General features: G+C 69.1%; 18 protein-coding genes. 4 read left to right on the forward strand and 14 right to left on the reverse strand.

Features of this window, described 5'->3' with window-relative positions:
- Positions 1 to 11: 11 nt before the first annotated feature.
- The 5 genes from AC07AB_RS15590 to AC07AB_RS15610 form a co-directional block, all read right to left on the reverse strand.
- Positions 12 to 1136 (reverse strand): ABC transporter ATP-binding protein, encoded by a 1125-nt coding sequence (locus AC07AB_RS15590; protein ID WP_478566024.1) that lies wholly within the window; start codon positions 1134 to 1136, stop codon positions 12 to 14.
- Positions 1129 to 2133, reverse strand: a complete 1005-nt coding sequence (locus tag AC07AB_RS15595) for an ABC transporter ATP-binding protein (RefSeq protein WP_478566027.1) — start codon at positions 2131 to 2133, stop codon at positions 1129 to 1131. The genes AC07AB_RS15590 and AC07AB_RS15595 overlap by 8 nt, the downstream gene beginning before the upstream one ends.
- An 11-nt stretch (positions 2134 to 2144) precedes the next feature.
- The gene (locus AC07AB_RS15600; RefSeq protein WP_478566030.1) at positions 2145 to 3125 is read right to left on the reverse strand and encodes an ABC transporter permease; all 981 of its coding nucleotides are present in this window, start codon (positions 3123 to 3125) and stop codon (positions 2145 to 2147) included.
- Entirely contained in the window at positions 3118 to 4041 is a 924-nt protein-coding gene (locus AC07AB_RS15605) for an ABC transporter permease (RefSeq protein ID WP_478566033.1), read from the reverse strand. Before AC07AB_RS15605 ends, AC07AB_RS15600 begins: the two co-directional genes overlap by 8 nt.
- A 73-nt stretch (positions 4042 to 4114) precedes the next feature.
- Positions 4115 to 5734: a peptide ABC transporter substrate-binding protein gene (locus AC07AB_RS15610; protein WP_478566036.1), complete on the reverse strand. Its 1620-nt coding sequence runs from the start codon at positions 5732 to 5734 to the stop codon at positions 4115 to 4117.
- Between the two features lie 607 nt (positions 5735 to 6341).
- Here AC07AB_RS15610 and AC07AB_RS15615 point away from each other — a divergent pair.
- From AC07AB_RS15615 to AC07AB_RS15625, 3 genes are all read left to right on the forward strand, one after another.
- A complete protein-coding gene (locus tag AC07AB_RS15615) occupies positions 6342 to 7355 on the forward strand; it encodes an ATP-binding cassette domain-containing protein (protein WP_478566039.1) in 1014 nt (337 codons plus the stop codon).
- Positions 7352 to 8134 (forward strand): ABC transporter permease, encoded by a 783-nt coding sequence (locus tag AC07AB_RS15620; RefSeq protein ID WP_478566042.1) that lies wholly within the window; start codon positions 7352 to 7354, stop codon positions 8132 to 8134. Before AC07AB_RS15615 ends, AC07AB_RS15620 begins: the two co-directional genes overlap by 4 nt.
- Before the next feature lie 396 nt (positions 8135 to 8530).
- The gene (locus tag AC07AB_RS15625) at positions 8531 to 9256 is read left to right on the forward strand and encodes a hypothetical protein (RefSeq protein ID WP_478566045.1); all 726 of its coding nucleotides are present in this window, start codon (positions 8531 to 8533) and stop codon (positions 9254 to 9256) included.
- A gap of 138 nt (positions 9257 to 9394) precedes the next feature.
- Here the strand turns inward: AC07AB_RS15625 and AC07AB_RS15630 are convergent, their stop codons facing one another.
- The 8 genes from AC07AB_RS15630 to AC07AB_RS15665 all read right to left on the reverse strand — a co-directional run bounded on the left by AC07AB_RS15630 (position 9395) and on the right by AC07AB_RS15665 (position 14409).
- Positions 9395 to 10159, reverse strand: a complete 765-nt coding sequence (locus AC07AB_RS15630; RefSeq protein WP_478566314.1) for a GNAT family N-acetyltransferase — start codon at positions 10157 to 10159, stop codon at positions 9395 to 9397.
- A 123-nt stretch (positions 10160 to 10282) separates the two neighbouring features.
- Positions 10283 to 10921 (reverse strand): GyrI-like domain-containing protein, encoded by a 639-nt coding sequence (locus tag AC07AB_RS15635; protein ID WP_478566048.1) that lies wholly within the window; start codon positions 10919 to 10921, stop codon positions 10283 to 10285.
- Between the two features lie 104 nt (positions 10922 to 11025).
- On the reverse strand, positions 11026 to 11373 hold the full coding sequence (locus tag AC07AB_RS15640; protein WP_478566051.1) for a transcriptional regulator: 348 nt from the start codon (positions 11371 to 11373) through the stop codon (positions 11026 to 11028).
- A gap of 383 nt (positions 11374 to 11756) precedes the next feature.
- Positions 11757 to 12593, reverse strand: a complete 837-nt coding sequence (locus tag AC07AB_RS15645) for a GNAT family N-acetyltransferase (protein WP_478566054.1) — start codon at positions 12591 to 12593, stop codon at positions 11757 to 11759.
- Between the two features lie 5 nt (positions 12594 to 12598).
- Positions 12599 to 13012, reverse strand: a complete 414-nt coding sequence (locus tag AC07AB_RS15650; RefSeq protein WP_478566057.1) for a hypothetical protein — start codon at positions 13010 to 13012, stop codon at positions 12599 to 12601.
- A gap of 83 nt (positions 13013 to 13095) precedes the next feature.
- Positions 13096 to 13296 (reverse strand): DUF397 domain-containing protein, encoded by a 201-nt coding sequence (locus tag AC07AB_RS15655; protein WP_478566060.1) that lies wholly within the window; start codon positions 13294 to 13296, stop codon positions 13096 to 13098.
- A gap of 17 nt (positions 13297 to 13313) precedes the next feature.
- Positions 13314 to 13598, reverse strand: coding sequence for a DUF397 domain-containing protein (locus AC07AB_RS15660; protein WP_478566063.1), 285 nt, complete (start codon positions 13596 to 13598; stop codon positions 13314 to 13316).
- A complete protein-coding gene (locus AC07AB_RS15665) occupies positions 13519 to 14409 on the reverse strand; it encodes a helix-turn-helix domain-containing protein (RefSeq protein ID WP_478566066.1) in 891 nt (296 codons plus the stop codon). The genes AC07AB_RS15660 and AC07AB_RS15665 overlap by 80 nt, the downstream gene beginning before the upstream one ends.
- A 133-nt stretch (positions 14410 to 14542) precedes the next feature.
- Between AC07AB_RS15665 and AC07AB_RS15670 the strand changes: the two genes are divergently transcribed.
- Entirely contained in the window at positions 14543 to 14989 is a 447-nt protein-coding gene (locus AC07AB_RS15670) for an ATP-binding protein (RefSeq protein ID WP_478566069.1), read from the forward strand.
- Here AC07AB_RS15670 and AC07AB_RS15675 read toward each other — a convergent pair.
- A complete protein-coding gene (locus tag AC07AB_RS15675; protein WP_478566072.1) occupies positions 14964 to 15584 on the reverse strand; it encodes an isochorismatase family protein in 621 nt (206 codons plus the stop codon). The genes AC07AB_RS15670 and AC07AB_RS15675 overlap by 26 nt on opposite strands.
- Positions 15585 to 15759: the final 175 nt, after the last annotated feature.

Consider the following 15759-nt stretch of genomic DNA (forward strand, 5'->3'; position numbering starts at 1 on the left):
CAGCCCGAAACCTACCCCCCGGCCGACGCCCCCGACGCTCCCGACGCCCCCCGCCCACCAGCCCCGCCCCGCGCCGTATCGACAATCCGCCGCTCCTCCGCGAAGTGGCACGCGGACTCGTGCGCCGCGGGGCCGCCCCGCTCCCGGAACACCTCCGGCACCGCCAGCGCCGGCACCTCCTCGGCGCACCGCGCCTCCGCCTTCCAGCACCTGGTGCGGAAGCGGCAGCCGGACGGCGGGTTGGCCGGGGACGGGACGTCGCCGGAGAGCAGGATCCGTTCGCGCCGGGTCCGCGCCTCCGGATTCGGCACCGGTACGGCGGACAGCAGCGCCTGTGTGTACGGGTGGGTCGGGTGCTCGTAGATCTGGTCCTCGGTGCCGATCTCCGCCAGCCGTCCCAGATACATCACCGCCACCCGGTCGGCGATGTGCCGCACCACGGACAGGTCGTGCGCGATGAAAACGTAGGAGAGGTCGAACTCGTCCTGGAGCCGCTCCAGGAGATTGATGACCTGCGCCTGTACGGACACGTCCAGCGCGGAGACCGGCTCGTCGGCGACGATCACCTCGGGGCGCAGCGCCAGGCCGCGGGCGATGCCGATGCGCTGCCGCTGGCCGCCGGAGAACTGGTGCGGATACCGGTTGATGTACTCGGGGTTGAGCCCGACCACGTCCAGCAGTTCCCGTACCTTGCGGCGGCGGTCGCCCTTCGGGGCCACCTCGGGGTGGATCTCGTACGGCTCTCCGATGATGTCGCCGACCGTCATCCGCGGGTTGAGCGAGGTGTACGGGTCCTGGAAGACCATCTGGATGTTGCGCCGGACCGCCTTCAGCGCGCGCCCGGAGAGCCGGGTGATGTCCTCGCCCTTGTAGAGGATCTGACCGCTGGTCGGCCGCTCCAGGTTGACCAGCAGTTTCGCGACCGTCGACTTGCCGCAGCCCGATTCCCCGACGATGCCGAGCGTCTCGCCGCGGGCCAGCCCGAAGGAGACCGTGTCGACCGCTCGTACCGCCCCGACCTGCTGCCTCAGCACGATGCCCCGCGTCAGCGGATAGAGCTTGGCGAGGTCGCGGACTTCGAGGATCGGTTCGGTACGCGCCGGGGCCGCCTCGCTCTCCTTGGTCAGCTCAGGCATCGGCGAGCTCCTCCTTCCAGAAGTGGCAGGCGCTGGCGCGGCCGGGCAGCGGCGCGCCGTCCTCCTCGGCGACCTCGAACAGCGGCGGCCGGTCCGTACGGCAGATGTCCTGGACGCGCGGGCAGCGCGGGTTGAAGGGGCAGCCGGGGGGAATCGCGACGAGGTTGGGCGGCAGCCCCTTGATCGCGTAGAGCTCCTGGCCCTTCTGGTCGAGCCGGGGGATCGAGTCGAGCAGACCGCGGGTGTACGGGTGCGCGGGCCGCTTGTACAGCTCGTGCACCGGCGCGGTCTCCACGATCCGCCCCGCGTACATCACCGCGATCTTGTCAGCGACATCCGCCACCACACCCAGGTCGTGGGTGATCAGAATCAGACCCATGTTGTACTCGCGCTGAAGCTCCGCGAGCAGATCCATCACCTGCGCCTGCACCGTCACGTCCAGCGCGGTGGTCGGCTCGTCCGCGATGATCAGATCCGGCTGGAGCGCCAGCGCCATCGCGATCATGATGCGCTGGCGCATACCGCCGGAGAACTGGTGCGGATAGTCGCCCACGCGCGCCTTGGCGGCGGGAATGCGCACCCGGTCCATCAGCTCGACGGCCTTCGCCCGCGCGGCCTTGCGGGACGTGCCCTGGTGCACCTCGTACATCTCGCCGAGCTGGGCGCCCACCGAGGCCACCGGGTTCAGCGCGGAGAGCGCGTCCTGGAAGATCATCGCCATCTTCGCGCCCCGCACCTTGCGGCGCGCCTCGCGCCCCATCTTCAGCAGGTCCTCGCCCTGGAAGAGCACTTCCCCGCCCGTCACGAACCCCGGTGGGGAGTCGAGGATCCCCATCACGGCCTGCGCGGTCACCGACTTCCCCGACCCCGACTCCCCCAGCACCGCGAGGGTCTCGCCCGCGTCGACGCTGTAGGAGACCCCGTTGACCGCCTTGGCCACGCCGTCCCTCGTGCGGAACTCGACCTGGAGGTCGCGCACGTCCAGCAATGTCGTCATCCGACGTCTCCTCAGCGCAGCTTGGGATCGAGGGCGTCGCGGACCGCGTCGCCGAGCATGATGAAGGCGAGCACCGTGATGGACAGCGCGCCGGCCGGCCACAGCAGCATGTGCGGGGCGTTGCGGATACGGGTCGCGGCGTCCGAGATGTCGATGCCCCAGGAGACGGTCGGCGGCTTGAGCCCGACGCCGAGGAACGACAGGGTCGCCTCCAGCGCGATGTACGTGCCGAGCGCGATGGTCGCGACGACGATCACCGGGGCGACGGCGTTCGGGGTGATGTGCCGCAGCAGCAGCCGTCCGTTGCCCGCGCCCAGCGCACGCGCCGCCTGCACGAAGTCGTTCTGCTTGACCGTCACCACCGAGCCGCGCGCGATGCGGGAAATCTGCGGCCAGCCCAGCAGCACGATGAAGCCGACCACCGGCCAGACCGAGCCGCCGGTGACCACCGACAGGGAGACCAGGCCGCCCAGGATGATCGGGATGCCGAAGAAGACGTCGGCGAGCCGCGACAGCAGCGCGTCCCACCAGCCGCCGAAGAACCCGGCCAGGCCGCCGAGCACACTGCCCAGCAGCGCCGCCCCCGCCGTCGCGCAGATGCCGACGGTGATCGACGCCCGTGCCCCGTACACGACGCGGGTGTAGACGTCGCGGCCCTGGGTGTCGTAGCCGAAGGGGTGGCCGGGCGAGGCGCCGCGCTGCGCCTTGGAGAGGTCCGCCCGGTACGGGCTGCCGCTCGCGATCAGCGACGGCCAGATCGCGACGACGACCAGGAAGAGGATGACCAGCGCGGAGATGATGAAGATCGGGTTCCGGCGCAGGTCGTGCCAGGCGTCCGACCAGAGGCTGCGGGCCTTGAGGGAGGGGTCGCCGGGCGCGCCGCCCGTCCCGCCCGGCCCGCCTTCGAGGCTCGCTGCCTCGCTGATGGCGAGCTCGGCGGTGGCGCCGTCGCCGTGCGAGACGGCTTCCTTGGGAACGTACGGGTCAGGCATAGCGAATCCTCGGGTCGAGCACGGCGTAGAGGAGGTCCACGAACAGGTTCGCCAGCAGGAAGACGATGACGAGGATGGTCACGAAGCCGACCACCGTCGGCGAGTTCTGCCGCAGGATGCCCTGGTAGAGCTGGTAGCCGACACCGTGGATGTTGAAGATCCGCTCGGTGACGATGGCGCCGCCCATGAGCGAGCCGATGTCGGTGCCGATGAAGGTGACGACCGGGATCAGCGAGTTGCGCAGCAGATGGCGGATGATCACCCGGCGCCTCGGCAAGCCCTTGGCCACGGCCGTACGGACGTAGTCGGCGCGGGCGTTCTCGGCGATCGACGTACGGGTCAGCCGGGTCACGTAGGCGAGCGAGACCAGCGCCAGTACGAGGCCGGGCAGCAGCAGTTCGCCCAGCGGCGCCTCGGGTGACACGGAAGCCGCCGCCGTCTCCCACTTCACGCCGAACAGGTACTGGAGGAGGTAGCCGCTGACGAACGTCGGGACCGAGATCACGATCAGCGTCAGCAGCAGTACGGTCGTGTCCACCGCGCGCCCGCGCCGCAGCCCGCTGAAGACGCCGAGCACGATGCCGATGACCGTCTCGAAGACGATCGCGATGATGGTGAGCCGCAGCGTCACCGGGAAGGCGCTGGACATCAGCTCGGTGACCTTCTGGCCGTTGAAGGCGATGCCGAAGTTCCCTTGCAGCACCTGCCCCATGTAGTGCAGGTACTGCTTCCACAGCGGTTCGTCGAGGTAGAGGTCCTTGCGGATCTGCGCGGCGGTCGCGGGGTCGGGCGCCTTGTCGCCGAAGAGGGCGGCGACCGGGTCGCCCAGCGCGTACACCATGAAGAAGATCAGGAACGTGCTGCCGATGAACACCGGGATCATCTGAAGCAGCCGCCGGATCACATAGCGTCCCATGGGGGCTCCGGGGGGGGTGGGAGGGGGAGGCCCGGCGGGCGGTGCGGCCCGCCGAACCCCTGGCTGCCTGCGGTCAGTTGACCTTGATCTCGTTGTAGACCGGGACGCTGAACTGGTTCAGCGCGACGTCGCTGATGCTCTTGGAGTAGCCCGCGCTGCCGTTCTGGTACCAGAGCGGGATCACCGGCATCTGCTCGGCGAGCACCTTCTCCGCGTCCTGGAAGTCGGTGATCGCCTTGGCCTTGTCGCTCTCGCCGTTCGCCTTGTCCACCAGCCGGTCGAAGTCGGGGCTGCTGAACTTCCCGTCGTTGGAGGAGGCGTCGGTGTAGTAGAGGGGCTGGAGGAAGTCCTGGATGAGCGGATAGTCCATCTGCCAGCCGGTGCGGAACGGGCCGGTCATGCGGTGTCCGCCGAGCTTGTTGCGGAAGTCCGCGAACGTGCCGATCGGGACGACCGTGCACGCCTTCTCGCTGTCGAGAACGTTGTTGATGCTGTTGCAGACCGCGTCCATCCACACGCGGTGCGACCCCGTGTCGACATTGGAGGTGACGGTCACCTTGCCGCCCGGCAGCCCGCCGCCTTCGGTGATCAGCCGCTTGGCCTCGGCGGCGTTGTACGAGCAGACGGCCCCGCACAGCCCCGCCTTGTAGCCGCCCTCCTCCTTGAGCACCGGCGAGGTCCAGTCCGTGGCCGGTACCCGGGTCTTCTGGTAGATCTCATCGGTGATCTGCTTGCGGTTGATGGCCATGGACAGGCCCTTGCGGACCTTCGCCATGCCGCTCTTGGACCACGCCTTGTCGTACATGGGGAAGGACAGCGTCTGGAGGATGCCGGCGGGCTGGTTGATATAGCGGTCTCCCAGGTCGGCCTTGACGTTCCTGAGCTGCTGGGCCGGAATGTCGTCGGCGAGATCGAGGTTGCCGGCCTGGAGATCGGTGTAAGCGGTGTTGCTGTCGGTGTAGACCCGCAGCTCCACGCCGTTGTTCCGCGCCTTGTCGTCCCCCGGGTACTCCTCCCACTTGGCGAGCCGCATCACCGTGCCCTTGTCGTACGAGCGCACCGTGTACGGGCCGTTGCCGATGGGCTTCTTGATCCAGCCGTCGTGGTCCTCGAAGAACGCCTTCGGCAGCGGCGAGAACGCCGCGTAGCCGAGGGTGTCGGGCCAGGTGGAGAACTTCTGGTTGAGCTTGACCGTGAACGTCCTGTCGTCCTTGACCGCCAGCCCCGAGAGCGTCTTGGCGCTCGCGCTCCCCGAGTCCGGGTGGACCTTGTCGTACCCGTCGATGTACTGGAAGAAGGAGGCGTTCCGCTGCTTGTTGCCGAGATCCGCCCCGTAGTTCCAGGCGTCCACGAAGGAGTGCGCCGTGACCTTCTCGCCGTTGCTGAAGGTCCAGCCGTCCTTGATGGTGACGGTGAAGTTCCGCTGATCCGAGGTCTTGATCCGGTCGGCGATGACGTTGACGGCCTTGCCGCTCCTCGGGTCGTACTTCTTCAGCCCCCGGAAGATCATGTCCAGCACCTTGCCGCCCTGGACCTCGTTGGTGTTCGCGGGCTCCAGCGGATTCTGCGGATCGCCCCATGAGGCCCGTACGGCGCCACCGCTTCCCACGCTTCTGCCGCCCCCGCAGCCCGCCGCGGCCAGGGCGGCGGCCGTCACCCATACGACCCACTTGGCGCGCGTGGCTCCGCGCATGAAGTGCCTCCTCCGGGTCCCAGGACTCGCTTAGGCCAAATAACACCCCATGCGGTTACTCACTGCATCTTCATGGGTGCCGTCCGTGTGCCATTGGTCGCGGAAACCCCCCGTACGCGTGAGGCGGGGGCTCGGGGCGGCGTGCGGCCGGGTTCGGGCGACCCCATCCGGAGTGGGTGGCACCACGTGGCACCACCGGGCGCGCCCTGGAGGCCGGCGCTTCGCGCGGCGTCGCATTGGCACAACTCATCGGCGACGCGTTTCCGCAGGTCAGATCCGCCGTTTGGATAGCGATCCACAACTGCCACCCTCGCGGGGTTGCCGTGGCGTCACCATGGTGCCACTATGGCATCACGGACCTCGCGGCGCATGCCGGCAACGTCCGCCGCGAACTTGCGGTGGGCGCGAGTCGCGAGGTCCTGTCGGTCGACGCCGTCGGTCGACGCGTGGCTGGTACGAGCTGTGGCGGCCGCGGTCGGCGTCGGTCGGCGGTCGGCGGTCGGCTTCGGTCGGCCGCGGTCGGCGGCGGCACCCGGCCCCGTACGGCCCACCCCTTGCAGCCCTGGGCCAATTCACCTCTCACCACGCCTTCGAATGGGGGAGCCCCATGCCTTCTACTGTCATGCCCACGCCCATGCACAGCCCGGCCGGCGGCCAGCAGTCGCCCGCCGCCATCTCCACCGCCGATCTGCGCAAGTCGTACGGCGACAAGACCGTCCTCGACGGCATCGATCTGCGGATCCCGTCCGGCACCGTGTTCGCACTGCTGGGACCGAACGGCGCCGGCAAGACCACCACCGTGCAGATCCTGTCCACGCTCATCTCCGCCGACGGCGGCCAGGCCCAGGTCGCGGGCCACGATGTCGCCACGGATCCGGACGGCGTGCGCGCCGCGATCGGCGTCACCGGGCAGTTCGCGGCGCTCGACGACCTGCTGACCGCCGAGGAGAACCTGATCCTCATGGCCGACCTGTTGCGCCTCGGCAGACGTGAAGGACGCGAGCGGGCCAAGGAGTTGCTGGAGCGGTTCGAGATCGCGGACGTCGCGCACAAGCGCGCCGCCTTCTTCTCCGGTGGCATGCGCCGCCGACTCGACCTCGCCATGACGCTGGTCGGCGACCCGCAGGTGATCTTCCTCGACGAGCCGACGACCGGACTGGACCCGCGCAGCCGCCGCACCATGTGGGAGACCGTGCGTTCGCTGGTCGCCGGCGGCGTCACCGTCTTCCTCACCACGCAATACCTGGAGGAGGCCGACCAGTTGGCGGACCGGATAGCGGTCCTCGACGGCGGGCGGATCGTCGCCGAGGGCACCGCCGGTGAACTCAAGGCGCGGATCCCCGGCAGCCATGTACGCCTGCGCTTCACCGGCCCCGACGAGTACGAGCGCGCGGCCGCCGCCTTCCCGGGCGCGGCCCGCGACGACGAGGAGTTCGCCCTGCGCGTGGCGGGCGACGGCGGGCTCGACTCGCTGCGCGCCCTGCTCGACCGGCTCGACGCCGCCAGTGCCCACGCCGCCGACTTCTCCGTGCACACCCCCGACCTCGACGACGTGTTCCTCGCCCTGACCGGCGACGGCGGCACCGGCACCGCGCTCCACGCGAAGGAGACCCTGCGATGAGCACCCTCACCTATGCCGTGCACGACTCGATGACGATGCTGCGGCGGAATCTGAAGCACGCGATCCGCTATCCGTCCGTGGGGCTCGGTAGCGCCATGACGCCGATCCTGATGCTGCTGCTGTTCGTGTACGCCTTCGGGGACTCGATCGGTGCGGGCATGGGCGGCGGCCGGGACGCGTATCTGAACTATCTGGCGCCCGGCATCATCATCATGGGGGTGGCCGCCGGCTCGATGTCGACCTCGATCGCGGTCTGCTCCGACATGACCGAGGGCATCATCAACCGCTTCCGCACCATGAACATCACACGCTCGTCCTTCATGACGGGGCATGTCCTCGGCAGCGTCGTCCAGACGATGGTGAGCGCCGTGCCGGTGGTCGGCGTCGCGTTCGCCGTCGGCTTCCGGTCCGGGGCGACCCCGCTGGAGTGGCTGGCCGCGGCCGGACTCCTGGCGGCCATCGCCTTCTCGGTGACCTGGCTGTCCGTGGCACTCGGCCTGATCTCCAAGACCGTCGAGTCGGCGAGCAACAAACCGCTGCTGATCCAGTTCCTGCCGTTCCTCGGCTCGGCGTTCGTACCGGCCGACTCGATGTCACCGGGCCTGCGCTGGTTCGCCGAGTACCAGCCCTTCACACCGATGATCGAGACGCTGCGCGGTCTGCTCTCCGGTACGGAGATCGGCAACAGCGCCTGGATATCCCTCGCTTGGTGCGCGGGTATAGCCCTGGTCGGCTACGTCTGGTCGCGGTCGCTCTTCAACAGCAGCACGACGCGCTGAGCGGAGCCCGCCCGCTGCTGCCGCCGAGGATGTCCCGAGCTTCCGTGGCCGCGCTCATGCTGGACGAAGCGGAGACGGGCGACCACGGCGGCGAGATCGTCGCACCACTCGGCTGACCGCCGAAGGCGCGGGCCGGCCGCCATACAGCGCAGCTGTACGGCGTGGGCCGAACCGTGCCGGAGCCAAGATCACCGAATGGCTCGGGGCCGGGCGCGGATTCCGTCTCGCAACCGCTTCCCCAGGCGTCTTTTCCCTGCTCACGTCCCTGCTCATGTCCCTGCTCGCGCCCGTGTTAGCCGGACGTTAGCGGAGCGGCACCCTTGCGGTAGCGGTCCCGGTCAGAGTTGGTGACGTACCGAGGAAACAACGTCACCGACTGCCCCTGGGGGACTCGAAATGCGCTCCGCCACCACTGCCCGCACCGCTCGCCTCCGCACCCTGCGGGTCGCCGCCGTGGTCCTGACCGCTGCCGCCGGCCTCAGCCTGACCGCCTGCTCCGGCTCGGAGGACACCGCCATGAAGCCCTCCAGCAGCACGGAAATGGGCAAGGCCGCCGCCGAGTCCGGCAACACGGGCTCCTCTGCCGGGGCGCAGGGCTCCGACGCCAAGTCCGGTGGCAAGGTGGGGGCCAAGACCGGCACCAAGGCGGGCGCTGCGAACGGGCAGTCGGACAATGCGCCTGACGGCGACAGCGACGGGTCGGCGACCCCGGTCAGCAACCTGCCCCTGCCGGACGGCAGCGAGGCCCAGGTCTCCAAGATCGGAGAGCAGCACTTCCGCGCCAAGATCGTGAACCACGGTGACGTCCTGGCCACACTGGAGACGAACGACGAAGCCGCCGCGCTCGACGCCAACGACATGTTCATCGTGCTCACCCTCGACGGCAAGGTCCACTCCTGGATGGGCGACGGCCAGAGCGGACCGGGCACCTTCGCCCTCAAGGGCGGCTGGGACGCCAAGGTCACCAAGGTCGGCGAACTCCACTACCGCGCCCAGATCCTCGACCCCGACGGCAACGTCGTCGACACCCTGGACACGGCCGACCAGCACGACGTCGGCATGGACGCCAACGGCGTCTACATCGTGCTCAGCAACGGCGGCATCATCAGCTCCCACGAGTGAACCCCCGCCCCGCTGAGGCGGTGGAACCACCCACGAGGCGGCGCCACCGCCGCAGCGGCGACAGCGCTCAAGCATCCCCGAAACTGTCGCCAACACCGTCGTGCAGAGTGCGCGGTCGGCTCGTGGGGCCGGGTCGGTTCAAGGGGTGACGGCGTGTTCGATGAACCGGCCGCAGGATCGGAAGCCCAGACGGCGGTAGACGGGCTCGCCGTCGGGGGACGCTTGCAGGACCGCGATGCGGTGGCCCCGATCGCGGGCCGTATGGAGTGCGGCGAGCGTGATGGCACCGCCGTAGCCGCGTCGGCGGTGGGCGGCCAGGGTGCAGATGTTGTAGATCCCGGCCACCCCCGCGTGAAAGAACACTTCGGCCGAACAGACCGGGCGGCCCTCCGCGTAGCCGACCAGATAGCGGGCCGGGCAGTCCGTGGCCAGGGCTTGCGGGGCGGCCCGGGCGAAGAAGCCGCGGACGGTGTCGGCGGGCGGGTCCCAGTTCGCGGCGAGCACCGCGGAGTAGTCGGCGAGCTGTCCGGGCGTGGCCACCCTCCGGATGTCCAGTCCCTGAGCTGCGGGCAGGGGCAGGGTGTCGTCCAGCTCGGCCCACATGGCCGTCTCGCGTTCGGACTCCGGCAGACCGGCCGCCGCCAGGCGGGCGGCGAGGTCCGCCGGTCTTGAGGCCGGCCCGACCCACCAGGAGAAACGGCGACCGGTACGAGCCAGCGTCCGAACGGTCTCGGTGATACGCGCCGGGGCGGCAGCGGCGGTGAAGCGGGCCGCGGCAACGATGTTGAAGGTGTCGTCGTCCAGGCCGCTGTCCGCGACCAGGAGGTCATCAGCCTCCGTGACGGACGCACCCGTCATGCTCCGATGCAGATGGCAGGCGTGTTCCGCCAGGTTCCGTTCCATTTGGTCCGGCAGGTCGTCTTCACCGGGCAAGAGGGCGTTCATAGCCACCGATCCCAGCATGCCGACGCGTAGGCCGCACGCGATTTAGGGCCCGCCTGCCACTGGTGTCGCGCCGGCGACGGCTCAGGCCGGCCCCTTCCCCGTCGCTGCCGGTCCGACCGGCTGACGCAGGATGGTCCTCAGCTTCTCGGGCGCCGTCTTGCGGGGGTCGCTGAGGTAGACCTCATGATGCAGGCCCGCCGGCCGGAGCCCGTTGGCGTCGAGGTAGGTGTGGTGGAGTTCGTGCAGCACGGGCGCCTCGTCGTCGTAGGAGCCGATGTGCAGCACCTGAGCGCTGGGGCCTTCGTGGAGGGTGGCGTGCCGGAGCCGGGAGATCGCGGGAAGCCTCTTCTTGGTCTGCGCGGTCTGTTTGGCGTCCTCGACCGTCTCCTCGGTGATCCAGGAGGGCATGCCGATGAGCAGGGTCCAGTTCCAGGTGTCCTTGGCCCCGCTGGTGAAGGCTTCGGGGCGCTCCGCCCACCACAGCCCTTCCAGCGGAGCGACGACGAAGTCGCCGCCTGCCGAGCGCTTGCCGGCGAATTTGAGGGTGTAGGCGACGGCATAGAGCGCCTCGACCGCACGAGCGTAGAGGGGCGCCGTGTTGGGGTTCCCCGTGCCGTCGACGGCGATGAACCGCTGCTCGGGAACGTTCACGATCGCCCACGCCGTGTTCTTGGGCGCGTAGAACTCTTTCCACTCCCGCTTGACGTCGTACGGCGCCACGAGCGCCTCACTTCCTGGAAGGTGCGCATCATCCAGCGGTGCTCGGTGTGCCCTGCCCCCATCACTCCCAAGGCCATGACCGCCTACCCGGCGACCGGTCGGCGTCAGCGCGTACGGTCCCCGTCGTTCACGCTGGCGTCTCGGGCCGCCGCGACGATGTTCTGTAGCGCGGTGACATGTTGGGACAGGGTGAGTTGGCCGGTGGGGGTCAGGGAGAGCCACGTCCGGGGGCGTTTGCTGACGTAGCCCTTGCGGATATCGGCGTATCCGGCGGCTTCCAGGGTCGACGCGACCTTGCTCAGGACGGAATCGGAGACCCGGCAGTGGTCGCGGACCATCCCGAACTCGGCCTCGGGGCAGGCGGAAAGGAACGCCGCGACGGCCAGCCGAGTGGTGCTGTGAAACGCTTCGTCGAGGGCGGGTACCGGTGACCGGGGCAGGTCGGCGTTCATGCCGGTCCTCGCGGTTCCTGCCTGGTCCGGACATCCCTGGTCCAGACATCGCGGTGGGCGAAGCCGGGCCGGTCGGCGGACCGCGTCATGCCGGCCCTGGCAACGCCGCCGCCGCTCGCGGTGATCGCGCCGGCCCTCGGGCCGTACCGATCAGGCGCCCGCCGGGCCGGGGCCGGGCGCGGTCCCGGACGGCCCCGACAGCCGCCGGAGCACCCTCGTCCGAGCCTCCACCCCTGATGTGCCGTTCCATCACGCGCTCCCGCTCTCCCGACGCCACCTTGACCAGCCGAGATCGGCCATCGCACTCCGCGCTTCCCGCAGCCGAAGTCAACCACGGCGACGGTCGCACGGGGCGACGCGCGTAACCAGCGAGGAACCGAGACCTACTCGAAGGGCTCAGCGATCATCGCGGTGCCCACGCGGCGGAAACCGAGCCGCGAGTAGATCCGGGCGACGTTCTCATCGCCCGCGGACAGGAACACGGTCTCCACCCCACGCGACCCGGCATCGGCCACCAGCGCCTCGGTGACCTTCAGCCCGAGGCCGCGACGGCGCGCCGACGGCAGCGTGCCCACGCCGACGATCTCGCTGATCTTCCCGACCGGTTGATGCTGACCGGCGCAGAGCGCCGATCCGTCAACCACCGCCGCGGCGACGCACGTCAGTCCGGCCCGGATGCGCGCCGCTATGCGTTCCACCGAGCCGTCACCGGCCTGGCTCCGCACCAACTCGTCCAGCTCGTCCGGGCCGGCCGCGCCGACAGCGGTGCCCGGGTCGGCAAATGCCACGTAGGGGACGGCGAGTGCGCTCGGCAGAGCCGGATCGTCCGGCCCGACGACCCGCGCCGGCCCGCCGTCGACGGCCTCGGACACGACGGGGGCCGACGCGGCGCTCAGATCGAGCACCATCAGGGGGTGCTCATGCACCACCAGCCCCGTCTGCTCGACCGCGGCCCGCAGCGCGGGCGTGGTCTCGGCGACCCACTCGAAGCTCTCCGACACACCGAGCTCACGCTGCCGGGCCCGCACGCTGCCGACGTCGTCGGCGCTCACCGGCCCAGAACGCCCCAGGGCCGGGCGCGCGTAGTAGGGCCAGCCCTGCCCCTCCCGTACGAACAGCGTCAGCGGCCCGAAGTCCTCGGCACGGGCGCCGGAGCGGGGAACGGCGTCGTAATACCGCTCGATCCCGTCCAGCGGTTCGCGAAGGTCATCGCTGTCCACGGCCATCACCACTCACGCCACTCATCTGTGATCTCGTGGGCCTCGATGCCGTTTCGCGCGGCGAGCGCCGGTACGTCTATGCCGTGTCCGGAGAGCGAGTCGTAGATGTGGTCACACAGGTCCTCGCGGTCGACGGTGTCGAAACCGGACCCGCCGAACTCGTCGTACTCGTCGATGTCGTTGAGCGCCAGCACAACGCGCTCGACGGCCCTCAGCACCTCGGCATCCGAGGGCGCCTCGCCCAGCCCCTCCACTTCGGCCTCGTAGGCGCGGAACGCGTCGTCCACGGCCCGGATCAACGACTCGGGGTACTGCTGGGCCAACCCTGCGTCCTTCGGGTCCAGCTCCCCCGCCGCCAGCTCGCGCGCCTCCTCCGCGATAGCGTCACGCCACTTCTGGGAGGGTCTCGTCGTCGTCATACGAGGGAACATACTCGCGACCACTGACAAGTGGCCGGGCCGCAGCCCCTGTGCCTATGCCTGTGCCCGTGCCCGGCGGGCTCTCAGATGGCGCCCCGGTTGACGGTGCCCGTCTTGACGGCTCGTACCAGTGCGCGGAGCGCGGCAGGAGTGGTGGCGATGACGCGCACGGGATCGTCGCCCTCGCGAAGGTGCCTGGCACCGGCAGAGTCGGCAGCAACCTCTACGCAGGTGTCAGCGTGCCCTTCGCTGAAGCTCGACTTCTGCCAGTTGAGCTGTGCCATGGGGGCCTCCCCCGAAATCAGCGGTCAATGAGTGCGTCCCCCCGCACAGCTCGTATGAACGCGTGAAAAGCGGCGGGAGTAGTGGCGATGACGCGCACGGGGTCGTCGCTCTCGCGGAGGTGTGCCACCCCAGTGGAGTCGGCAGCGACCTCAACGCAGTTCTCCCCATTACCAGTACTGAAAGTGGACTTGCGCCAATCAAGCTGTGGCATATGCGCTCCTCTAGAGCAAGAGGTACAGGATGTGCTGAATAAGGCCCAGAGAGTCCTTCGCTCGGCGGGCCTCTGGCGCACTCGCCACATCAACAGGCGGTAGAGCCAGTTCACTCAGCTTCGCAAAGGTGTCGTCGTACTCAGCGAGCGACTGGGCATCGTCCTCATACAAGGACTTATCCAGTTGCTCGACCAGCAAAGTACCAAGCTCCTTGACTGCGGGCTCGATCAGGGCGAAGGAGCAGTTGAACGCGGTTCGACCCTCCGCATTGAGCGGGAACACCTGAATCGTCACATGAGGAAGGCGGGACGCCTCGATCAGGCGCAGCAGTTGATCGCGCATCACCTCGCGTCCTCCATAGTGCACCCGCAGTGCGGATTCGTGGATGATCGCGTGCAGTCGCGGTGTGCCGTCGCCGGCGAGGATGCTCTGCCGATCCAGGCGGAACTTGACGGCCGACTCTCTCACTTCGGGACTGCTGGGCATGAAACTGTCGCGGTGGACAGCGGTGGCGTACTCGCGAGTCTGGAGCAGGCCAGGTATGAACATATGCTCGTAGCTGCTCACGCGGACCGCACCCGCCTCCATCTCGGCCAAGTCCAGGTACGACGGGCGCAGCACGTTGCGGTAATCGCTCCACCAGCCCTTACCTGGCTTCTGCCCCAACTCCACCAAGGCGTCGACCAACGTCTTGCTCGCACCATCCGCAGCCTGAGCGAGCACGCGGAGCCTTTCCTCCGAGAGGCCCGTACGCCCCGCTTCCACATTGCTGAGATACGGCGGTTTCATCCCCAGTCGGCCCGCTGCCTCGGCTACGGACAGCCCAGCCAGCTCGCGGAGCTTGCGCACCTCCGCTCCGAACCGGCGCTGCCGGTAGGTGGGATTGCTCCTCAGCCCCATACGCCCTCCCTATGCACACACCCGCAGCCTCGTGCGGAACTCCCGCCGCTCCCGAGCGGGTTGAAGCCGTAACACCATTCACGCTACCTTAAGTATGGCTTCAGTCACAGACTGCACTCAACTGGAGGCTGCCATGCGCATGCCCAATGAGCCCCTCAAGCCCCACGAGCCCCCCAACCCCCACGAACCCTGGTCCTACGGCCTGTTCATCCCGCACGACCCTCGTGCGGTCGGCATTGTCAGGGCGACGGTTCGGGCCATTCTCAAAGCCGCACGGCTCCACTGCGTCGTCGATACCGCCGAGTTGCTGGTCTCCGAGCTCGCGACCAACGCGTACCGCTACAGCAAGACCGACGCCTACGTCAGCGTCGACTGGATCCCGCATGACCTCCACGTCGCCGTCTGGGACACCGGTACGGGCCTGCCGCAGCGGCATGCGCCCACTGGTGAGGACGAGCACGGGCGAGGGCTGGGGCTCGTGCAGACATGTGCGGATTCCTGGGGCGTGCAGAGCCACGAGGACGGCCCCACGTCGCCCGGCAAAGCGGTGTGGTTCATTCTGCGGACGTCGGCACCGTAGACCGCGCAGCGAACGGCACCGACGACGCCCTCGCCACGATCTCGATCTCGTCGCCCAGTGCCCACTCCGCCACCCGCGAAGCCGTCGCCGCGGGGACACCGTCACTGCCGGGGCCCGCCGGGATGTCGTACGTGGCGTGCGCGTCGTGCGGCAGGACCACCCGGTAGTCGCGTTCCAGGGCCGCGCGTGCCGTCGCCAGGACGCACATCTCCGACATGACGCCGCAGACGGCCAGCGACCGCACCCCCTCCCCCGCCAGCAGGCCACCGAGGCTGGTCGCCTCGAAACCGTCGTCCACCGCCTTGCGGATCACCGTCTCGCGCGGGCCGGTCCCGACGGGAAAGTGCAGTTCCCAGCCCGGCGTTCCCGGCTCGTCGGCCGTGCCCGGAGCTCCGTCGTTCTGGAGGTGGACGATCAGCGCGCCGATCTCGCGGGCCTTGGTGAGGAGGCTCTTCAGCTGTACGAGCAGCTCTGCGGCCGCCGGCACCGCTTCCTCGCCCGACATGAACGCCACCTGGGCGTCCACCACTACCAGCGCCTCCACCGGGCTCACCAGGCTCACCGAACTCACCGGACCAGCCGCGCTCTCCGTCATGCCCGCACCCTATTCACCCTCCCCACTACCTTCTTAGCGGCCCCGCACCCCACCCACCAGCGTCGCTCAACTCACCACAGACGTCGGCCTGTTCAGGCCCACAGCGGCGCCGCCCAAGAACGGCCCACTCGGCCGTCGGCGCGGTCTGCGCCGGTCCGCTACACGTGACGATCGA

The organism is Streptomyces sp. NPDC044033, assembly GCF_056434425.1.

Bases quoted from the DNA above. Each gene is read 5' to 3' on its own strand.
- AC07AB_RS15640 (WP_478566051.1), bottom strand. From the start codon at position 11,373: ATGAACGCCGACCTGCCCCGGTCACCGGTACCCGCCCTCGACGAAGCG.
- AC07AB_RS15620 (WP_478566042.1), top strand. From the start codon at position 7,352: ATGAGCACCCTCACCTATGCCGTGCACGACTCGATGACGATGCTGCGG.
- AC07AB_RS15665 (WP_478566066.1), bottom strand. From the start codon at position 14,409: ATGGGGCTGAGGAGCAATCCCACCTACCGGCAGCGCCGGTTCGGAGCG.
- AC07AB_RS15615 (WP_478566039.1), top strand. From the start codon at position 6,342: ATGCCTTCTACTGTCATGCCCACGCCCATGCACAGCCCGGCCGGCGGC.
- AC07AB_RS15600 (WP_478566030.1), bottom strand. From the start codon at position 3,125: ATGCCTGACCCGTACGTTCCCAAGGAAGCCGTCTCGCACGGCGACGGC.
- AC07AB_RS15630 (WP_478566314.1), bottom strand. From the start codon at position 10,159: ATGGAACGGAACCTGGCGGAACACGCCTGCCATCTGCATCGGAGCATG.
- AC07AB_RS15595 (WP_478566027.1), bottom strand. From the start codon at position 2,133: ATGACGACATTGCTGGACGTGCGCGACCTCCAGGTCGAGTTCCGCACG.
- AC07AB_RS15590 (WP_478566024.1), bottom strand. From the start codon at position 1,136: ATGCCTGAGCTGACCAAGGAGAGCGAGGCGGCCCCGGCGCGTACCGAA.
- AC07AB_RS15655 (WP_478566060.1), bottom strand. From the start codon at position 13,296: ATGGCACAGCTCAACTGGCAGAAGTCGAGCTTCAGCGAAGGGCACGCT.
- AC07AB_RS15605 (WP_478566033.1), bottom strand. From the start codon at position 4,041: ATGGGACGCTATGTGATCCGGCGGCTGCTTCAGATGATCCCGGTGTTC.
- AC07AB_RS15650 (WP_478566057.1), bottom strand. From the start codon at position 13,012: ATGACGACGACGAGACCCTCCCAGAAGTGGCGTGACGCTATCGCGGAG.
- AC07AB_RS15660 (WP_478566063.1), bottom strand. From the start codon at position 13,598: ATGTGGCGAGTGCGCCAGAGGCCCGCCGAGCGAAGGACTCTCTGGGCC.
- AC07AB_RS15625 (WP_478566045.1), top strand. From the start codon at position 8,531: ATGCGCTCCGCCACCACTGCCCGCACCGCTCGCCTCCGCACCCTGCGG.
- AC07AB_RS15610 (WP_478566036.1), bottom strand. From the start codon at position 5,734: ATGCGCGGAGCCACGCGCGCCAAGTGGGTCGTATGGGTGACGGCCGCC.
- AC07AB_RS15675 (WP_478566072.1), bottom strand. From the start codon at position 15,584: ATGACGGAGAGCGCGGCTGGTCCGGTGAGTTCGGTGAGCCTGGTGAGC.
- AC07AB_RS15670 (WP_478566069.1), top strand. From the start codon at position 14,543: ATGCGCATGCCCAATGAGCCCCTCAAGCCCCACGAGCCCCCCAACCCC.